Annotated in this window: 33 protein-coding genes and 1 pseudogene; all 34 read right to left on the reverse strand. The window is 50.7% G+C overall.

Annotation, left to right across the window (positions count from 1 at the left end; all coding sequences use genetic code 11):
* Positions 1–1,902 (reverse strand): protein-disulfide reductase DsbD, encoded by a 1,902-nt coding sequence (gene dsbD / locus B4C79_RS07945; protein ID WP_291740739.1) that lies wholly within the window; start codon positions 1,900–1,902, stop codon positions 1–3.
* Positions 1,899–2,240, reverse strand: a complete 342-nt coding sequence (gene cutA / locus B4C79_RS07950) for a divalent-cation tolerance protein CutA (RefSeq protein WP_171097412.1) — start codon at positions 2,238–2,240, stop codon at positions 1,899–1,901. Before cutA ends, dsbD begins: the two co-directional genes overlap by 4 nt.
* On the reverse strand, positions 2,237–3,004 hold the full coding sequence (locus B4C79_RS07955) for an ABC transporter permease (protein ID WP_291740740.1): 768 nt from the start codon (positions 3,002–3,004) through the stop codon (positions 2,237–2,239). The genes cutA and B4C79_RS07955 overlap by 4 nt, the downstream gene beginning before the upstream one ends.
* Positions 2,997–3,926, reverse strand: a complete 930-nt coding sequence (locus B4C79_RS07960; protein WP_105028077.1) for an ATP-binding cassette domain-containing protein — start codon at positions 3,924–3,926, stop codon at positions 2,997–2,999. Before B4C79_RS07960 ends, B4C79_RS07955 begins: the two co-directional genes overlap by 8 nt.
* Positions 3,927–4,094: 168 nt before the next feature.
* Entirely contained in the window at positions 4,095–4,493 is a 399-nt protein-coding gene (gene rplQ / locus B4C79_RS07965; RefSeq protein ID WP_008249425.1) for a 50S ribosomal protein L17, read from the reverse strand.
* A 33-nt stretch (positions 4,494–4,526) separates the two neighbouring features.
* Complete coding sequence (locus tag B4C79_RS07970) at positions 4,527–5,507, reverse strand: DNA-directed RNA polymerase subunit alpha (RefSeq protein ID WP_008249422.1); 981 nt, start codon at positions 5,505–5,507, stop codon at positions 4,527–4,529.
* Between the two features lie 72 nt (positions 5,508–5,579).
* Entirely contained in the window at positions 5,580–6,203 is a 624-nt protein-coding gene (gene rpsD, locus B4C79_RS07975) for a 30S ribosomal protein S4 (protein WP_105028076.1), read from the reverse strand.
* Between the two features lie 75 nt (positions 6,204–6,278).
* A complete protein-coding gene (gene rpsK / locus B4C79_RS07980; RefSeq protein WP_008249418.1) occupies positions 6,279–6,674 on the reverse strand; it encodes a 30S ribosomal protein S11 in 396 nt (131 codons plus the stop codon).
* A 27-nt stretch (positions 6,675–6,701) separates the two neighbouring features.
* On the reverse strand, positions 6,702–7,067 hold the full coding sequence (rpsM, locus tag B4C79_RS07985) for a 30S ribosomal protein S13 (RefSeq protein ID WP_008249417.1): 366 nt from the start codon (positions 7,065–7,067) through the stop codon (positions 6,702–6,704).
* A 15-nt stretch (positions 7,068–7,082) separates the two neighbouring features.
* Complete coding sequence (gene rpmJ / locus B4C79_RS07990; protein ID WP_008249416.1) at positions 7,083–7,196, reverse strand: 50S ribosomal protein L36; 114 nt, start codon at positions 7,194–7,196, stop codon at positions 7,083–7,085.
* 24 nt (positions 7,197–7,220) lie between these two features.
* The gene (gene infA, locus B4C79_RS07995; RefSeq protein WP_008249415.1) at positions 7,221–7,439 is read right to left on the reverse strand and encodes a translation initiation factor IF-1; all 219 of its coding nucleotides are present in this window, start codon (positions 7,437–7,439) and stop codon (positions 7,221–7,223) included.
* Positions 7,440–7,442: 3 nt separating this feature from the next.
* Positions 7,443–8,771 (reverse strand): preprotein translocase subunit SecY, encoded by a 1,329-nt coding sequence (secY, locus tag B4C79_RS08000; RefSeq protein WP_105028075.1) that lies wholly within the window; start codon positions 8,769–8,771, stop codon positions 7,443–7,445.
* 11 nt (positions 8,772–8,782) lie between these two features.
* Complete coding sequence (gene rplO, locus B4C79_RS08005) at positions 8,783–9,217, reverse strand: 50S ribosomal protein L15 (RefSeq protein WP_275270276.1); 435 nt, start codon at positions 9,215–9,217, stop codon at positions 8,783–8,785.
* Entirely contained in the window at positions 9,217–9,399 is a 183-nt protein-coding gene (gene rpmD, locus B4C79_RS08010) for a 50S ribosomal protein L30 (protein ID WP_008249412.1), read from the reverse strand. The genes rplO and rpmD overlap by 1 nt, the downstream gene beginning before the upstream one ends.
* 2 nt (positions 9,400–9,401) lie before the next feature.
* Positions 9,402–9,926, reverse strand: a complete 525-nt coding sequence (gene rpsE / locus B4C79_RS08015; RefSeq protein ID WP_008249411.1) for a 30S ribosomal protein S5 — start codon at positions 9,924–9,926, stop codon at positions 9,402–9,404.
* 9 nt (positions 9,927–9,935) lie between these two features.
* Complete coding sequence (rplR, locus tag B4C79_RS08020; RefSeq protein WP_105028073.1) at positions 9,936–10,298, reverse strand: 50S ribosomal protein L18; 363 nt, start codon at positions 10,296–10,298, stop codon at positions 9,936–9,938.
* An 18-nt stretch (positions 10,299–10,316) separates the two neighbouring features.
* On the reverse strand, positions 10,317–10,850 hold the full coding sequence (gene rplF / locus B4C79_RS08025; protein ID WP_105028072.1) for a 50S ribosomal protein L6: 534 nt from the start codon (positions 10,848–10,850) through the stop codon (positions 10,317–10,319).
* 12 nt (positions 10,851–10,862) lie between these two features.
* Complete coding sequence (gene rpsH, locus B4C79_RS08030; protein WP_008249408.1) at positions 10,863–11,258, reverse strand: 30S ribosomal protein S8; 396 nt, start codon at positions 11,256–11,258, stop codon at positions 10,863–10,865.
* Between the two features lie 12 nt (positions 11,259–11,270).
* Positions 11,271–11,576 (reverse strand): 30S ribosomal protein S14, encoded by a 306-nt coding sequence (gene rpsN, locus B4C79_RS08035; protein ID WP_105028071.1) that lies wholly within the window; start codon positions 11,574–11,576, stop codon positions 11,271–11,273.
* A gap of 8 nt (positions 11,577–11,584) precedes the next feature.
* A complete protein-coding gene (gene rplE, locus B4C79_RS08040) occupies positions 11,585–12,124 on the reverse strand; it encodes a 50S ribosomal protein L5 (protein ID WP_105028070.1) in 540 nt (179 codons plus the stop codon).
* Between the two features lie 10 nt (positions 12,125–12,134).
* A complete protein-coding gene (gene rplX, locus B4C79_RS08045) occupies positions 12,135–12,449 on the reverse strand; it encodes a 50S ribosomal protein L24 (RefSeq protein ID WP_105028069.1) in 315 nt (104 codons plus the stop codon).
* A 7-nt stretch (positions 12,450–12,456) separates the two neighbouring features.
* Entirely contained in the window at positions 12,457–12,825 is a 369-nt protein-coding gene (gene rplN, locus B4C79_RS08050; RefSeq protein ID WP_008253348.1) for a 50S ribosomal protein L14, read from the reverse strand.
* A gap of 108 nt (positions 12,826–12,933) precedes the next feature.
* Positions 12,934–13,206, reverse strand: coding sequence for a 30S ribosomal protein S17 (gene rpsQ / locus B4C79_RS08055; protein WP_291751437.1), 273 nt, complete (start codon positions 13,204–13,206; stop codon positions 12,934–12,936).
* On the reverse strand, positions 13,203–13,397 hold the full coding sequence (rpmC, locus tag B4C79_RS08060) for a 50S ribosomal protein L29 (protein WP_008253344.1): 195 nt from the start codon (positions 13,395–13,397) through the stop codon (positions 13,203–13,205). Before rpmC ends, rpsQ begins: the two co-directional genes overlap by 4 nt.
* Positions 13,398–13,400: 3 nt before the next feature.
* Complete coding sequence (gene rplP / locus B4C79_RS08065; RefSeq protein ID WP_008253343.1) at positions 13,401–13,817, reverse strand: 50S ribosomal protein L16; 417 nt, start codon at positions 13,815–13,817, stop codon at positions 13,401–13,403.
* A 14-nt stretch (positions 13,818–13,831) separates the two neighbouring features.
* Positions 13,832–14,638, reverse strand: coding sequence for a 30S ribosomal protein S3 (gene rpsC / locus B4C79_RS08070; RefSeq protein WP_105028068.1), 807 nt, complete (start codon positions 14,636–14,638; stop codon positions 13,832–13,834).
* Between the two features lie 9 nt (positions 14,639–14,647).
* Positions 14,648–14,977 carry a 50S ribosomal protein L22 gene (rplV, locus tag B4C79_RS08075; protein ID WP_130557584.1) on the reverse strand — a complete coding sequence of 110 codons (330 nt, stop codon included), beginning with the start codon at positions 14,975–14,977 and terminating at the stop codon, positions 14,648–14,650.
* A gap of 10 nt (positions 14,978–14,987) precedes the next feature.
* On the reverse strand, positions 14,988–15,263 hold the full coding sequence (gene rpsS, locus B4C79_RS08080) for a 30S ribosomal protein S19 (RefSeq protein ID WP_105028066.1): 276 nt from the start codon (positions 15,261–15,263) through the stop codon (positions 14,988–14,990).
* 15 nt (positions 15,264–15,278) lie between these two features.
* Positions 15,279–16,106 carry a 50S ribosomal protein L2 gene (gene rplB, locus B4C79_RS08085; RefSeq protein ID WP_105028065.1) on the reverse strand — a complete coding sequence of 276 codons (828 nt, stop codon included), beginning with the start codon at positions 16,104–16,106 and terminating at the stop codon, positions 15,279–15,281.
* Between the two features lies 1 nt (position 16,107).
* Entirely contained in the window at positions 16,108–16,404 is a 297-nt protein-coding gene (rplW, locus tag B4C79_RS08090) for a 50S ribosomal protein L23 (protein WP_008253367.1), read from the reverse strand.
* Entirely contained in the window at positions 16,401–17,021 is a 621-nt protein-coding gene (rplD, locus tag B4C79_RS08095) for a 50S ribosomal protein L4 (RefSeq protein WP_008253364.1), read from the reverse strand. The genes rplW and rplD overlap by 4 nt, the downstream gene beginning before the upstream one ends.
* A gap of 10 nt (positions 17,022–17,031) precedes the next feature.
* The gene (gene rplC, locus B4C79_RS08100) at positions 17,032–17,676 is read right to left on the reverse strand and encodes a 50S ribosomal protein L3 (protein WP_105028064.1); all 645 of its coding nucleotides are present in this window, start codon (positions 17,674–17,676) and stop codon (positions 17,032–17,034) included.
* A 99-nt stretch (positions 17,677–17,775) separates the two neighbouring features.
* The gene (rpsJ, locus tag B4C79_RS08105; protein WP_008253393.1) at positions 17,776–18,087 is read right to left on the reverse strand and encodes a 30S ribosomal protein S10; all 312 of its coding nucleotides are present in this window, start codon (positions 18,085–18,087) and stop codon (positions 17,776–17,778) included.
* 99 nt (positions 18,088–18,186) lie between these two features.
* Positions 18,187–18,253, reverse strand: a pseudogene (locus B4C79_RS08110) (elongation factor Tu); the annotation flags it as partial.

The following is an 18,253-nucleotide window of genomic DNA, read 5'->3' on the forward strand; positions in this document are numbered from 1 at the left end:
TTATAAACCAAGGTTGGGACGAACCTGGTTCAAGGTCTGATCAAACCGCTTCGCATTCTGAAAGCCAATCACCTGATGAATAGACTCTGTTTGCCCGGCCGGAAAAAACAAAATTGCCGGTGGTCCAAACAGGCTGAATTGCTTTAACAAAGCCTGATCACCTGCGGTATTGTCAGTCACATCCACCTGCACCAAACGAATACCATTGAGCTTTTCCTTGACCGAGGTGTCCGTCAAGGTAAACAACTCAAATTCTTTGCAACTCACACACCAGTCCGCATAAAAATCGAGCATTACTGGCTGCTGGCTCGATTCAATCAAACTCACAACCTCCTCACTGCGCACCTTCTCAAACGCAGGTTTGCCTGTCGCAAGTTGTTGAGATACTCCGTTCGCACCTGTTTGCTGACCATTCAAACCAGCCAAAGGCTGAAGCAGGCTACCTGAGCCAGAAAAAAGGCCCATCAGGTAAATCAAGGCCAAAAGCGTAAACAACAAACCGAATGTTTTGCTGATCACCTTGCCTCGTGAGCCCATAGTCGCCATGCTGCTTGCACCATGAAACAAGGCCGCCGCAGTCATACACGCCAACAAAGCCCACATCGCCATAATCAGCCACACTGGCGTCACTGGCGTAATTGTCCACACCGCCACGGCCAACAACACAAAACCGAACGCAGCCGACACCCAACTCATCCAGGCCCCAGCCTTTGGCAATGCTGCACCTGCGCCTGCGGCAAACAGCACCAGAGGCAAGCCCATGCCCAAGGCCAGCAAAAACAAAGCTGCTCCACCCAAAACTGCGTCACCAGTTTGTCCGATATACAACAACGCACCAGCCAAGGGCGGCGCCACACACGGACCCAACAACAGAGCCGACAACACGCCCATGACCAACACGGGAATGAATTGCCCACCTTTCAGGCGACCGGTTTTCTCTTGCAACCACCCTTGAAAACTCGCCGGCAATTGCAGCGAATAACCCATCAAGAGTGCAACCCCCAGCAAGGCCAACACACCACCAAAAGCCCACAGCACGGGTGGCTGTTGCATGGCCATGACCAGGCTTTGACCTGTCAATCCAGCCAGCACGCCCAACAAAGCGTATGTCAGGGCCATGCCCAACACATACACCAATGCCAAAGCCATGGGCCTTGTCTTGCCCGCCGCCCCTTGACCACCAGTTTGCTGACCAACCACCAAACTGCTGACAATTGGCAACATCGGCAAAGTACAGGGCGTAAAAGCCAACAGCAAACCCAAACCAAAAAACACCGGCAGAACCACCAGCCACGATTGGGCTGCCAGCCTGCTTGCCAAGTCGCCCGCCTCATCTGCAGGCAAACCAGTGCTGGATTGCCTGCTATTCGTTGAGGGCGAGTCCACCTTATTCCCGAAGAATGAGCCTACTCCACCACCCAACACTCCACCCAACAAACCACTGTCCTTGAATGCCACCGGCGTGGTCATAGGCGGGTAACACAAGCCTGCGTCCGCGCACCCCTGGGAAATTAATACAGCCTTGGCCACATCCACCGGGTTATCACCCAAACCATAACGAATTTGAAACGCCATTTCTCCCCGAAGCGCTTCAATTTCCTGATTCAGAAATTCATCAAACTTCCGATCGCCCCGCGGCAAGTCAACAAACTCAAACACCGGCAAACTCATCGGGTTCTCAAGCGCAAACCGCTCACGGTACAAATAATACTCCGGCGCCACTTTGGCACGCACATCGATCAGGCAGTTCTCAACACAAGCCGGGTCTTGCACACTCAACGTAAACTGAAACGCCTCTTCGGGCGGCAAAAAATCATTGGCACGGGCCTGACTTACACTCACGCACAAACTGACCAGCAGCAACAACGCTGGCCACATCCAGCGCACGGTTCGCTCACTCATGCCCCAACTCCCTTGCCGCTTGCAGCAATCCAGTCAAGGTAAGGCACGTGTCCATCTGCAATTGGCAGCAGGATCAGCTCTGGCACCTCATAGCCATGCAAACGCGGCAACGCCCTCTTCAATTCCTCGCATTGCGATTCGGAACACTTCATCATCAACATCCATTCCTTGGTCTGCTCAACCTTTCCCTGCCAGCGATACACCGACTCCACCGGGCCCACAATATTCACACAGGCCACCAACTGCTCATCCACCAACCGATGTGCCAACGCCGTAGCACGACCATGTGAGTCGACTGTGGAATAAGCCACCCAACAGCGTTCCGCATTGTTCTTCATGCGCCTTTCCGTTTAAACCTGCGTTCGGTCAAGAATATCGCCAACCCTATTCCCACTGTCGCGTAGACAGCCATTTGAAACAAAAGTGCCGGCAACATGCTGAAGTCACGCGCATAAATACCCCTGAGTGCATCGACCACCACCGAAAGTGGCATGTAGTCAGCCACCATCCTCAACCATTGCGGCAACTGCTCCCTCGGGAAAAATGCACCCGACAAGAATGTCATTGGTGTTACCACCAAGGTAAAATAAAACATAAAGAAATCGTAGCTGGGCGCCCTGGCATTGATACACAGCCCAAACCCGGCAAACATCAAACAAGCAAGAATCAGCACAAACCAGGACAAAACCCAGAATTGAACGTCACCAATACCCAACAGTGCGACGATCAACAACATCGCCCCCGTACTAATTAAGCCTTTGCTGGCAGCCCAACTGCATTCACCCAACACCACCTCGCGCAGGCGAACCGGCGTGTTCATGATCACCTGCCATGTTTTCTGGGTGTGCATGCGTGAAAACGCAGAGTACAAGGCTTCAAAAGTGGGCGCATTCATGGCGCTAATGCATACAGCCCCCACGGCCAAGTAGTTCAGGTACGGCATGCCTCCCACATTGGGCAACATTGATCCAAGCCCCAAGCCAAAAGCCATTAGTGCCATAACCGGGTCAACCACATTGCCGAGTAACGATGGAAGCGCCAGCTTTCGCCACACCAAAAAGTTTCGGCGCCACACCTGAAATACCGCATGAAAATTAATCATCGCGCAAAGCCCTGCCAGTCAAACTGAAAAACACATCTTCCAGATTTCCCGGGCGATAAATATAGTCCACATCGGATTGGGGCGAACGTTTCAATGCCTCCAACATCTCGTCGGCTTTTTCATTCCTGAAATAAAAAGTCTCGCCTCGCTGCTCGATCGGCTCACCCTTTGAACTCACATGCTGCGACACGCAACGCGCCGCACCCGCGCCCCACAACTCCAGTACTGCGTGGCCAACCACATTGCGGATCAGCGTCAGGGGTTTGTCACAAGCCACAATATCGCCATGATCAAGCACAGCCACCCGGTCCGCCAGGCGCTGTGCCTCATCCATGTAGTGCGTCGTTAAAAACATCGCCATGCCCTGGCGCTTCAGGTCAACCAACCGATCCCAAATCACATGTTTCGCTTGCGGGTCCAGGCCCGTAGTTGGCTCATCAAGAAACAAAACCTTTGGCTGATTGATCAGGGCGCGAGCCAACATCAAACGCCTGCGCATGCCGCCAGACAATGTGGCTACCGAATCATTTCTGCGGTTTACCAACTGCGCGAAACCCAGCAACAACTCGGCACGCTCACGCAATTGCTTGCCGTGCAGGCCGAAATAACGGCCAAACACCATCAAGTTCTCGAATACCGTGAAATCGGGGTCCAGCGCATCGTATTGAGGCACCACACCCACATCCTGCCTGGCAATGTGCCCTGCTTCGGGAAGAGTTTTCCCCAGCAACTCCACCACGCCATCATCCGCCTGCGCCAAGCCCAGCGCCAAGGCAATCGTGGTTGACTTTCCAGCGCCGTTCGGCCCCAGCAAAGCAACACACTCGCCCGCATTCAGCGAAAAATTCAAACCAGTCAGTACCGCGCGTCCACCATAGGTTTTGCGTACGCCACTCAAGTTCAATACAGTAGAGCCAGCCACTTACCAAAATCCCCTACAACTTTCGACACAAAACAGACCCGTCAAAGAAAATAAAAAAGCCGCGCTAGCATAAGCTAACACGGCTTTCTTAAAACTGATTCCAGAACACTCACATTCAGCATCACTTGAAGTGGCAACACAGTCACCACAAAAAGCAATGTCAAATGTTTAGGCCTGCTCTTCAGCGATTTCTACAATCTCAGCAGTTTCGGGACGATCCACCAACTCAACCAAAGCCATTGGTGCATTGTCGCCTTTGCGGAAACCAAACTTCAAAACGCGCATGTAACCACCTGGGCGAGCCGCGTAACGAGGACCGATCTCGTCAAACAACTTAACAACCATTTCACGGTCACGCAAGCGGCTAAATGCCAAGCGCTTGTTGGCCAATGTGGGTGACTTGCCCATGGTAATAATGGGTTCTGCAATCTTGCGCAGTTCCTTGGCCTTTGGCAGCGTTGTTTTGATCACTTCGTGACGCAACAAAGCGTTGGTCATGTTTCTAAACATTGCAAGGCGGTGGCTGCTGGTGCGATTTAGTTTACGCAATCCATGACGGTGACGCATTTTAAATATCCTTCAATCTAACAAACGCTAAGCTCAAGGCTTATCGAGACCGGCGGGTGGCCAGTTTTCCAATTTCATACCGAGTGTCAAACCGCGTGCGGCCAACACCTCCTTGATTTCGTTCAATGACTTGCGACCCAGGTTTGGAGTCTTCAACAACTCGTTTTCTGTGCGCTGAATCAGATCGCCGATGTAATAAATGTTCTCTGCTTTCAAACAGTTTGCCGAACGTACTGTCAGTTCCAGATCATCGACTGGACGCAACAGGATTGGATCAACCTGTGGAGCACGTTGAGAAACTTCAGGTTCAGCCGTATTTTCCAGTGCAGCAAACACCGACAACTGCTCAACCAGAATACGCGCAGCCAAACGAATTGACTCCTCTGGCGACAACACACCATTGGTTTCAATCGACATCACCAAACGGTCCAAATCAGTACGCTGTTCTACACGCGCGCTTTCCACAGCGTAAGAGACACGTTTAACCGGGCTGAATGATGCATCCAACACGATGCGGCCAATCGCCTTGCTTGGCTCATCAGGAAAACGACGAACCGAACCTGGCACATAACCACGACCTTTTTCAACTTTGATCTGCATGTCCAGCTTGCCGCCTTGCGACAAATGGGCAATCACGTGATCTGGGTTGATGATTTCAACATCATGGGGAAGCTCAATGTCACCCGCAGTCACTACACCCTCAACCTCGCGCTTCAAAGTCACGGTCACCACATCGCGTGATTCCAACTTGAAGACGATTCCTTTCAGGTTCAACAACAGGTCTACTACGTCTTCCTGCACTCCATCCAGTGTCGAGTATTCATGAACCACACCAGCGATTGACACCTCAGTGGGAGCATAACCAATCATGGATGACAACAACACGCGACGCAGAGCATTACCCAGAGTGTGGCCATAACCACGCTCAAACGGCTCCATTACTACTTTTGCACTGTTGGGAGCGACTGTCTCGACCTCAACAATACGTGGCTTCAGCAAGCTAGCATTAAACATTCAAAATCCTTTTCAATACCCTCGGCTCGTTACACCGATAAGGCTGGGGATCCCTGGGATCAGTTAATCAAATTAACGTGAGTACAATTCAACGATCAAGCTTTCGTTGATCTCTTGAGAGAGGTCAGCGCGCTCAGGAATGCTCTTGAAAGAACCTTCCATTTTCTTCGCATCCACATTGACCCACAGCGGGAAACCCATCTGTTCAGCCAAAGTTACAGACTCAACGATACGTGCCTGTGTCTTCGACTTTTCGCGAATGGAAATCACGTCATTCAACTTCACAGAATAGGAAGGAATGTTAACGGCTTTACCATTCACCAAAATTGCCTTGTGGCTGACCAGCTGACGTGCTTCGGCGCGTGTCGAGCCAAAACCCATGCGATAAACCACATTGTCCAGACGGGATTCCAACAGTTGCAACAAGGTTTCACCGGTGTTGCCTTTGCGGCGTGATGCTTCAGCAAAGTAGCGACGGAACTGCTTTTCCAGCACTCCGTACATACGCTTCACTTTTTGCTTTTCACGCAATTGTTGGCCGTAGTCAGAGGTACGAGCACCTGAGGTGCGACCATGCTGACCTGGCTTTGAATCCAGTTTGCACTTGGAATCGAGACTACGGCGTGCGCTTTTCAGACTTAAGTCTGTGCCTTCACGACGTGACAACTTACACTTTGGACCTGTATATCTAGCCACTTGAAACCTCTTTCATTACGCGATTTGACTCGCTTCAGTCCGCCAAACGATCTGACGAACAATGGTCTTAAAAAATTAGATGCGACGACGCTTGGGAGGACGACATCCGTTGTGCGGGATCGGAGTGATGTCAGAAATACTGGTCACTTTGATACCCAATGCATTCAAAGCACGTACGCTAGACTCACGGCCTGGGCCAGGTCCTTTGATAAGTACTTCAACTGTCTTGATACCGCATTCTTGCGCGGCCTTGCCTGCAACTTCAGCAGCCACCTGAGCAGCAAAAGGAGTCGACTTGCGTGAACCCTTGAAGCCCTGTGCACCCGATGTAGACCAAGCCAAGGCGTTGCCCTGACGATCTGTGATCGTGATGATGGTGTTGTTGAATGAGGCGTGTACGTGCGCAATACCGTCAGAAATATTCTTTTTGACTTTTTTGCGTGCGCGGTTATTCGCTGTTCCTTTGGCCATTTGGCTAACCTTCCTATGATTACCTGATTATTTCTTCAGTGCGATACCAGCACGCTTCGGACCCTTGCGAGTGCGAGAGTTTGTGCGAGTACGCTGACCACGTACAGGCAGACCCTTGCGGTGACGGAAACCACGATAGCAACCCAAATCCATCAAACGCTTGATGTTCATGGTTACTTCACGGCGCAGATCACCTTCAGTCAGGTACTTGCCCACTTCGTCACGCAGCTTTTCCAAATCCGCGTCGTCGAGGTCTTTAACCTTCTTGGACTCAGGAATTGAGGTCACTGCACAAATTTTCTTGGCGGTGGAACGACCAATGCCGAAAATAGCAGTCAGACCGATAACGGTATGCTGGTGGCTTGGAATGTTAATGCCGGCAATACGAGCCATTTAAATCCCCTTTTATTAACCTTGACGCTGCTTGTGGCGCGGCTCAGAACAAATCACGCGAACAACGCCTTTGCGCTTGATCACTTTGCATTTTCTACAAATCTTTTTTACAGATGCCTGAACTTTCATGGCGAAACTCCAAAAAGAACCAATTCATTTGGCTCGAAAAACAATTCGTGCTCTGGACAAGTCGTACGGCGTCAACTCAACCGTCACCTTGTCACCAGGAAGAATCCGGATATAGTTCATCCGCATCTTGCCTGATATGTGACCAAGCACCACGTGACCATTTTCCAATTTCACTCGAAAAGTGGCGTTAGGGAGGTTTTCTACTACCTCTCCCTGCATTTGGATAACGTCGTCTTTAGACAATCACTACCTCGTTAATCCAGAACCCTTGAAGCTTGATTTCTTCAACAGGCTGTCGTATTGCTGGGACATCACGTAGGCCTGAACCTGCGCCATGAAATCCATCGCAACCACTACAATAATCAACAGAGATGTACCGCCAAAATAGAACGGAACACTCAATCCCAAAACCAGAAACTCAGGCAGCAAACACACCAGGGTGATGTAAGCCGCACCAATCAGCGTCAAACGTGTCAACACCTTGTCGATGTATCGTGACGTTTGCTCACCAGGGCGAATTCCAGGCAAAAATGCACCGCTTTTCTTCAAGTTGTCAGCAGTCTCTCTGCTGTTAAACACCAAGGCGGTGTAAAAGAAACAGAAAAAGACAATTGCAGCAGCGTATAACAACATGTACAGAGGATGACCAGGAGAAAGCGTCTGAGAGACTTCTTTCAAAAACCCAACCACTGCACCATCCCCAGTACCAAACCAGCTCGTCAAAGTTGCGGGAAGCAAAATAATGCTAGACGCAAAAATTGGTGGAATCACACCAGCCATATTTAGTTTCAATGGCAAATGCGAGGTTTGACCCTGATAAATTTTGTTACCGACCTGTCTCTTGGCATAATTCACCGTAATCTTGCGTTGGCCGCGTTCAACAAACACAACCAAGTAAGTCACCGCCACCGCGAGAACAACGATCATCAGAGCAATCAGAGAATTCATCGCGCCGGTTCTAACCAGTTCAAACAAACCACCAATCGCCCCCGGCAACCCAGCCGCAATACCGGCAAAGATCAAAATAGAGATACCGTTGCCCAAACCACGTTCTGTAATCTGCTCACCCAACCACATCAAGAACATGGTTCCGGTGACCAAAGAAACAGCAGTAGTAAAACGAAACGCCATGCCCGGATCAATTACCAAACCAGCCTGAGACTCAAGAGCGATCGAAATGCCAATCGCCTGAAAAGTGGCCAGAAAGAAGGTGCCGTAGCGGGTATATTGGGTAATCTTGCGACGACCGGCCTCACCTTCCTTCTTCAAAGCCTCTAACTGAGGAACTACCACGCTGGCCAACTGCATCACAATCGACGCAGAAATGTAAGGCATGATACCCAAGGCAAAAACGGTAAAGCGGGAAAGTGCCCCGCCCGAGAACATGTTGAACATGCCCAAGATGCCGCCTTGCTGGCTATCAAACAACTGCTTCAGCTGGGTAGGATCGATTCCAGGTACAGGAATGTGTGCGCCAATACGATACACAATCAGAGCCAGCAACAAAAACACCAAACGCTTGCGCAGGTCAGCGAATTTGTTGGATGACGCCAATGTAGATGGATTAAAGGCCACGCGATGCTCTCTTAAGCGTTAATGGTGCCGCCAGCTGCCGAGATGGCCTCTGCTGCGCCTTTCGTTGCCTTAATGCCGTTCAATACCACAGCACGCTTGATCTCACCAGCCAGAATTACCTTCACTGACAAAGTTTGAGCCGGAACCAGGCCAGCCTGCTTCAAAGTCAGAATATCAATGGTATCCACAGCCAATGTGTCCAGATCGGTCAAACGGATCTGGGCATTAAAAGCGGCAGTGCGGGATGAAAAACCACGCTTGGGCAAACGACGGTGCATAGGCATTTGACCGCCTTCAAAACCGACTTTATGAAAACCGCCGCTGCGTGACTTTTGACCCTTGTGACCACGGCCAGCAGTTTTACCCCAGCCGGAGCCAATACCACGACCCACGCGCTTGCGGTTGAACTTACTGCCTGGTGCAGGTGCAAGTGTATTCAGTTCCATTATGCAGCCTCAACTTTCAACAGGTAGGACACCTTGTTAATCATTCCACGCACTTCGGGTGTATCAACCAGCACTCGGCTATGGTTCATACGACGCAGACCCAAACCGCGCACAGTTGCACGATGAGTTTCTTTGGTTCCGATAATGCTCTTAACCAACGTAACTTTTACAGATCCGCTCATGATTAAGCCTCAAATAACTTTTCAACTGACAAGCCACGCTTTGCGGCGATCTCAGCTGGGGTTTGCAACTTGCCCAAAGCATCCAAAGTTGCGCGAACCAGATTGTAAGGATTCGAGGAACCATGGCTCTTGGCCACGATATTGCGAACACCCACAACTTCCAGAACGGCGCGCATAGGGCCGCCCGCGATAATGCCGGTACCTTCTTGCGCTGGAGCCAGGAACACCTTAGAGGCACCGTGCTGACCGTACACAATGTGATGAATGGAGCCATCGCGCAGCGATACTTTTTCCATCTGGCGACGAGCCTGTTCCATGGCCTTTTGAACCGCCACGGGCACTTCACGGGATTTGCCTTTGCCCATACCCACGCTACCGTCACCATCACCTACTACGGTCAATGCTGCGAAGCCCAGGATACGGCCACCCTTAACAACCTTGGTCACGCGGTTAACCGCGATCATTTTTTCCTTCAGGCCGTCATCACGCGCTTCAGGCGCGGCATTTTTACCTTGCATTCTTGCCATGATCACTCCTTAGAATTTCAAGCCAGCTTCACGCGCAGCGTCAGCCAGTTCTTTAACGCGACCATGATAGGCAAAGCCTGAACGGTCAAAAGCAACTTCGCTGATACCGGCCGCCAAGGCGCGCTTAGCAATCGCAGCTCCAACCAATGCTGCAGCAGCCTTGTTCGAACCGGACTTACCTTCCAGCTGAGCACGCAACTCTTTGTCATTGGTAGACGCAGCGGCCAACACCTGACCACCATCTGCAGAATGAACTGCAGCGTAAATGTGGGAGTTGGTACGGAACACACACAGACGGGTTGCACGAGCAAGCGCGATACGACGTCTGGTTTGTTTTGCACGACGGGCACGTGCTTCTTGTTTAGTTTCCATGATTTACCTCTTGGCGCCTTATTTCTTCTTGGTCTCTTTGATAACCACACGCTCATCCGAATAACGCACACCCTTGCCTTTGTAGGGCTCTGGTGGACGATACGCGCGAATCTCAGCGGCAGTTTGACCAATCACTTGTTTGTCGGCACCCTTTAAGACGATCTCTGTGGGTGTTGGCGTCTCAGCCTTCACGCCTGCTGGCAATTTGTGAATGACAGGGTGAGAAAAACCCAGTGCCAGGTTGATCGAATCACCCTGAACCGCGGCTTTATAACCCACACCCACCAATTGCAGCTTGCGCTCGAAACCCTTGCTCACACCGTTAACCATGTTGGCCAACAATGCGCGGGCCGTTCCAGCCTGCGCGTTTGCATCAGTCGTATCTACAACTGGCTTCACGGACAGAATGCCGTTCTCGAACACTGGCATAACCAATGAATTCACATTCAGCTTCAATTCGGCGCTACCGCCCTTTACTGAAACAACCTGACCATTCACGGTAACCTGCACACTTGAAGGCACAGAAATGGGAGCTTTCGCTACTCTTGACATTTCATTACCCCTTTAAGCGACGTAGCAGATAACTTCGCCGCCAATACCAGTGGTACGGGCCTTGCGATCAGTCATCACGCCTTTGGAAGTTGAAACAATTGCCACACCCAAGCCGTTCATTACCTCAGGAATAGCGTCTTTGCCTTTGTAAATACGCAAACCGGGCTTGGAAACGCGCTCGATCTTTTCGATCACTGGGCGACCAGCGTAGTACTTCAACTCAATTTTCAATACAGGTTTTGCGGACTCACCCACAATTGAGAAGCTCTCAATGTAGCCTTCGTCTTTCAAAACTTGCGCAATAGCTACCTTCACTTTTGAGGAAGGCATCTCAACCGAAACCTTGTCAACACCCTGAGCATTGCGAATGCGGGTCAACATGTCGGCGATTGGATCACTCATACTCATAATTAGAACCCCTTACCAACTTGCCTTAGTGATTCCAGGAATCTCACCACGCATGGCAATTTCACGGATCTTGTTACGGGCCAGACCGAACAAACGGAATGTGCCGCGGGGACGACCAGTCAATTCGCAGCGATTGCGCTGACGAGTTGGGTTCGCATTTCTTGGCAGCGCCTGCAACTTAAGACGTGCCTCATAACGGTCTGCTTCACTGACCGACTGATCTTTTACAATCTTGTTCAAAGCCTCACGCTTGGCCGAGTACTTCTTGACCAGTGCTGCGCGCTTTTTCTCACGATTAATCAAAGCTAGTTTTGCCACGTCACACCTCAGTTACGGAACGGGAACTTGAAAGCGGTCAACAAAGCCTTGGCTTCATCGTTGGTACGCGCTGTCGTAGTTACGCTGATGTTGAGACCCCGAAGTGCGTCGATTTTGTCGTACTCAATCTCAGGGAAAATAATCTGTTCTTTGATACCAATGTTGTAGTTGCCACGGCCATCGAAAGATTTGCCAGACACCCCACGGAAGTCGCGCACACGAGGAAACGCGATCGTTACCAAACGATCCAGGAATTCATACATGCGGTCTCCGCGCAGAGTTACCATACAACCTACTGGATAACCTTCGCGAATCTTGAAACCGGCAATCGCCTTTTTGGCTTTCGTCACCACCGGCTTCTGGCCAGCGATTTTAGTCAAATCACCAACAGCGTGCTCAATGATCTTTTTGTCATTGACGGCCTCACCCACACCCATATTCAGGGTAATTTTGGTAATGCGAGGCACTTCCATCACCGACTTGTAACCAAACTGCTTGGTCAACTGACCAACCACTTCGTTTCTATAAAACTCTTGAAAACGTGACACGACGGCCCCCTTAGTTTGCCAACTGAGCGCCGGTTTTCACCAGGACTCGCACGGACTTTCCATCAACTTCCTTGATGGCTACACGAGATGGCTTACCTGTCTCTTTGTCAAACAAGCTGACATTGGACTGGTGGATAGGCATTGTTTTGTCAACAACACCACCAACATCTCCCTTCATAGGATTTGGCTTTTGATGCTTCTTAACGATGTTGACACCCTCTACCAAGAGGTACTCATCGTTCACACGGGAAAGCACAACGCCTTTCTTTCCCTTGAACTTGCCGTTAAGAACCAGCACTTCATCGCCTTTGCGAATTTTGTTCATATTTACCTCACAGAACTTCTGGTGCCAACGACACGATTTTCATGAACTTTTCATTACGAAGCTCACGTGTCACTGGGCCAAAAATACGGGTACCGATGGGTTCAAGTTTTGCATTCAACAAAACCGCTGCGTTGCTGTCGAATTTAATCAACGCACCATCTGGGCGACGAACGCCCTTGGCCGTACGAACGACCACCGCGTTGTAAATTTCGCCTTTCTTGACACGACCGCGTGGGGCCGCATCTTTAATGGACACCTTGATGATGTCACCAATGCCCGCGTAACGGCGCTTGGAACCACCAAGAACCTTGATGCACATTACAGAACGCGCACCCGTGTTGTCGGCCACATCTAGCCGTGATTGCATTTGTATCATGGATTGTCAAACCAACTTAATTGCTTTCGCAACCAGTTTTGGTCCCGCAAGGGTTGAAAAGATAGCCTGCTATATTAGCAGGCTTGAATTACTTGAGCAAGACAAAAATCAGATGATTTTCGCTTTCTCCAACACTTTGGTCACACTCCAAGATTTTGTCTTGGAAATTGGACGACCTTCGCAGATCTCAACCAGGTCACCCTCACCCACTTCATTACTTTCGTCGTGGGCAGTGTACTTGTGAGACTTAACGATGTACTTGCCATAAATCGGATGCTTGATTCGGTTTTCAACCATCACAACCACCGATTTGGTCATCTTGTCACTTACAACGCGACCCACCAGGGTACGCTTCAAACTTACTTTCGTTTCGGTGCTCATGCGGACCTCTTCGATTGAGTCATCACCGTTTTTACACGTGCGATGTCTTTACGTACTTTTGCCAACTGGGAGTTGTTGGTCAGCTGCTGCGTAGCAGCCTGCATACGCAGAGAAAACTGCGCGCGCAACAACTCTTCCAACTCTTTCGTCAATTCTGCAGCGCTTTTGCCGCGCAATTCAGAAGCTTTCATTGCTTAACTCCCAATCTGACGTGTTACGAACACACAAGGAAGAGGCAACTTGGCAGCTGCTAGGCGGAACGCCTCACGCGCCAACTCTTCACTCACACCGTCCATCTCGTAGAGCACCTTACCAGGCTGAATCTCAGCCACATAAAACTCAACGCTACCCTTACCGTTACCCATACGAACTTCTGCAGGCTTGTTGGTAATTGGCTTGTCCGGAAACACGCGAATCCAAATCTTACCGCCACGTTTGATGTGGCGAACCATGGCTCGACGAGCTGACTCGATCTGGCGTGCAGTCAAGCGACCGCGGCCAGTGGACTTCAGACCGTAAACACCAAAAGAAACACTTGCGCCACGCGTGGCCAGACCGGTATTACGGCCTTTGTGTTCTTTTCTATATTTGCGACGTGATGGCTGTAACATCATGCGCTCCTAGATTACTGTTCTGAGGAAGTGCTGGCAGCGCCTTCCTCTTTGTTTGAACCACTAGCTGCTGCGCTAGCACCTTCGGGTTTACGCGCTTTGCGTGCACCGGCTCCGGCTGGACGAGTGGAGGGACGACGCGGACGACGCTCTTCCTTTTCTGCCTCAACTGGTGCTGCGGCCACATCGCCACGACCCAATGTGTCACCCTTGTACACCCAAACCTTGATGCCGATGATGCCGTAGGTGGTAGCGGCTTCACTTGTGGCGTAATCAATGTCTGCACGCAGTGTGTGCAAAGGCACACGACCTTCACGGTACCACTCGGTACGGGCAATTTCGATGCCATTCAAACGACCCGAGGACATGATCTTGATACCTTGGGCACCCATGCGCATTGCGTTTTGCATCGCGCGCTTCATGGCACGGCGGAACATAATGCGACGCTCGAGCTGCTGGGAAATTCCGTCGGCGATCAATTGCGCGTCAATTTCAGGCTTGCGAACTTCTTCGATGTTCACATGAACTGGCACACCAACCAATTTTTGCAAGCTGGCTTTCAACAACTCAATGTCTTCACCTTTCTTGCCAATCACCACGCCTGGACGAGCTGAGTAAATTGTCACGCGAGCATTCTTGGCTGGACGTTCAATCAGCACCCGACCAACTGACGCATTTTTCAACTTCTTCTTCAGGAAATCACGAACCTGAATGTCTTCAAGAAGCATCTTGGAGAAATCACGATTCGATGCGTACCAGCGAGAAGCCCAGTTGCGTGATACCGCGAGGCGAAAGCCCGTAGGGTTAATCTTCTGACCCATGTAACCCCCTTAGTTTCCAACCGTCACATAAATGTGACTGGTCTTCTTAGTGATACGATTGCCACGGCCCTTGGCTCGCGCTGTAAAGCGCTTCAACACAGGACCCTCTTCCACGTAAATGGTTTTTACTTTCAATTCATCAACATCAGCACCATCATTGTGCTCGGCGTTGGCGATTGCACTTTCCAACACTTTTTTCACAATCAATGCCGCCTTCTGCGGAGAGAAAGCAAGAATGTTCAAGGCTTGATCAACCTTTTTACCGCGAATCAAATCAGCGACCATGCGGCCACGCTGAGGAGACAAGCGAACACCCTTCAAAATTGCACGAGTTTCCATTTCTTACCCCTTATCGCTTGGCCTTCTTGTCAGCCGCGTGCCCCTTGAAAGTGCGTGTCAACGCAAATTCACCGAGTTTGTGACCAACCATGTTTTCGTTGATGTACACAGGCACATGTTGCTTGCCATTGTGAACAGCGATTGTCAGACCGATGAACTCAGGGAGTACAGTCGAGCGACGTGACCAGGTTTTAATTGGACGCTTGTCCTTGGATGCTGCAGCAGCCTCTACTTTTTTGATCAAGTGGGCGTCGCAGAAAGGACCTTTTTTTAATGAACGAGACATATCTGTTTACCCCACTTAACGCTTGTGACGACGCTGAACAATCATCGAATTGGTACGCTTGTTGTTGCGAGTGCGGTAGCCTTTGGCTGGCTGACCCCACGGGCTCACAGGCACACGACCTTCGCCGGTCTTACCTTCACCACCACCGTGCGGGTGATCTACCGGGTTCATCGCGGTACCACGCACAGTTGGGCGAATACCCTTCCAGCGTGTTGCACCAGCCTTACCCACCTTCTTCAAACTGTTCTCTTCGTTGCTCACTTCACCAATAGTGGCGCGGCATTCGATGTGAACACGACGGATTTCACCAGAGCGCAAACGCATTTGGGCGTAGGTGCCGTCACGGGCCAGCAACATGGCTGAGCCACCGGCCGAACGTGCAATTTGAGCACCTTTGCCTGGCAGCATTTCTACACAGTGCACTGTTGTACCCACGGGAATGTTGCGAATTGGCAAAGTATTACCGATCTTGATTGGCGCCTCAGAGCCATTCACAACGGTTTGACCCAACTGCAAACCACGGGGTGCAATAATGTATGCGCGCTCACCATCTGCATAGCAGATCAAGGCGATGTGGGCCGTACGGTTTGGATCGTACTCAATCGTTTCCACTTTCGCTGGCACGCCGTCTTTGTTGCGTTTGAAGTCAACCATGCGGTAGTGCTGCTTGTGACCACCACCCATGTGACGAGTAGTAATGCGACCATTGTTGTTACGACCTGCAGTCTTGGATTTCTTTTCCAGAAGCGGTGCGTAAGGCTCACCCTTGTGCAAATGCGGATGAACCACTTTCACCATGGCACGACGGCCGGGTGATGTTGGCTTTAATTTAACTAATGGCATGTTACGCAGCCTCCGAGAAATTAATTTCCTGACCAGCTTTCAGTGCAACATAGGCTTTGCGCACATCGGAGCGGCGCCCCATGGTGCGGCCAAAACGCTTCTGCTTGCCAGCAATGTTGACTACACGCACAGCCTCAACCTCAACCTTGAACAGCAGCTCTACAGCAGCCTTGATCTCGTGTTTGGTCGCAGTGGTGCAAACCTTAAAAGCAATTTGCTCATGCTTGTCGGCCAGCATGGTGCTCTTTTCAGAGACGATGGGTGCCAACAAAATTTTCATTAAACGCTGGGTGTTCATGCGTACATCTCCTGCAGTTTGTCGATTGCAGCACGAGTCGCAACCACTTTCTTGAAATAAATCAAGGAAAGAGGGTCGGCGTAGCGTGGCTCGACCACTGCCACATTGGGCAGGTTTCTGGATGCCAGGTACAAGTTTTCGTCCACTGAATCAACAATCATCAGGACTGAATCGAGACCCATGCCTTTCAATTTTTGATCAAGCAGCTTTGTCTTTGGTGCTTCCAAGTCCAAGGACTCAACCACAACCAAACGACCTTCTCGACTCAATTGAGACAGGATGGAGCAAACGCCCGCGCGGAACATTTTCTTGTTCAGCTTCTGCGTAAAATTCTCATCGGGAGAGTTCGGAAAGGTTTTACCGCCTCCGCGCCACAAGGGGCTAGAGACTGCACCAGCACGCGCACGGCCAGTACCTTTCTGCTTCCAAGGCTTGCGCGTTGAGGCACGAACTTCAGAACGATCTTTTTGTTGACGTGTACCCTGACGTGCGTTGGCCTGGTACGCAACAACCAACTGATGAATCAGCGGCTCGTTGTATTCACGGCCAAACACAACATCGGAAACCTGAACAGTTTGAGAGGCCTGCCCAGAATCACTAATGACTTTCAATTCCATCTGGTTCCCCTTACGCCTTTGCCTTGACAGCTGGCTTAACCAACAATTGGCCACCCTTTGATCCGGGCACAGCGCCCTTGATCAAAAGCAAACCACGCTCGGCGTCAACACGAACCACTTCCAGATTCTGGGTGGTTCGATTTACGTTACCCAATTGACCTGCCATACGCTTACCAGGGAAGACTCGACCTGGATCCTGGGCCATACCGATTGAACCGGGCGCATTGTGGGAGATCGAGTTACCGTGGGACGCGCGCTGCGAACTAAAGTGGTGACGCTTGATGGCACCGCTGAAACCTTTACCCTGCGTTACACCACTGACGTCAACTTTTTGACCAGGCGCAAAAATTTCTGCTGAAACGGCAGCACCAACCTGCAATTCAGCAAGCTTGGCCGTGTCAACGCGAAATTCAACAAGGGAGGAAGCGGCTTCGATAGAAGCTGCTGCAAAATGACCAGCCTGCGCCTTGACAACGCGGGAGGCTCGCTTGGACCCGTAGGCCAACTGAACGGCTGTGTAGCCATCTTGTTCGAGTGTTTTGAGCTGCGCAACACGGTTAGAAGACACATCAACAACAGTCACGGGAATTGAAACACCCGCGTCTGTAAAGATGCGCATCATGCCGATCTTGCGACCAATAAGGCCTAGACTCATGATTTCTCCAATTTCGGCTACGATTGGCCGAATGATTAAATTCTATCTAAAGCTAACCTTTTGAAAAGGTTAGCCGAAGATTATATGCGTTAATTAAATTTATTGCAACTTGATTTCAACATCTACACCAGCAGGCAGATCCAGCTTCATCAAAGCATCTACAGTTTTGTCTGTAGGGTCAACGATGTCCATCAGACGCTGATGGGTGCGGATCTCGAACTGGTCACGTGAAGACTTGTTCACGTGAGGGGAACGCAGAATGTCGAAGCGCTTGATTCGGGTAGGCAACGGAACCGGACCTTTCACCACGGCGCCTGTGCGCTTGGCTGTTTCCACGATTTCGAGTGCAGACTGATCAATCAGCTTGTAGTCGAAAGCTTTCAAGCGAATACGAATTTTTTGATTATTCATGTTTGTTCCTAAAGAGCTGAAAGAGTGTGACCAAACTTAACTTTTGGCTCACCTCAAAATTACCCGCATCAAGCGATTGATGCGGGCCCATTCCAAGTATTACTTGGTGATTTTGGCAACTACGCCAGCACCTACCGTACGCCCGCCTTCGCGAATCGCGAAACGC

The organism is Limnobacter sp. UBA7229, from assembly GCF_002473065.1.
Lineage (GTDB): Bacteria > Pseudomonadota > Gammaproteobacteria > Burkholderiales > Burkholderiaceae_B > Limnobacter > Limnobacter profundi.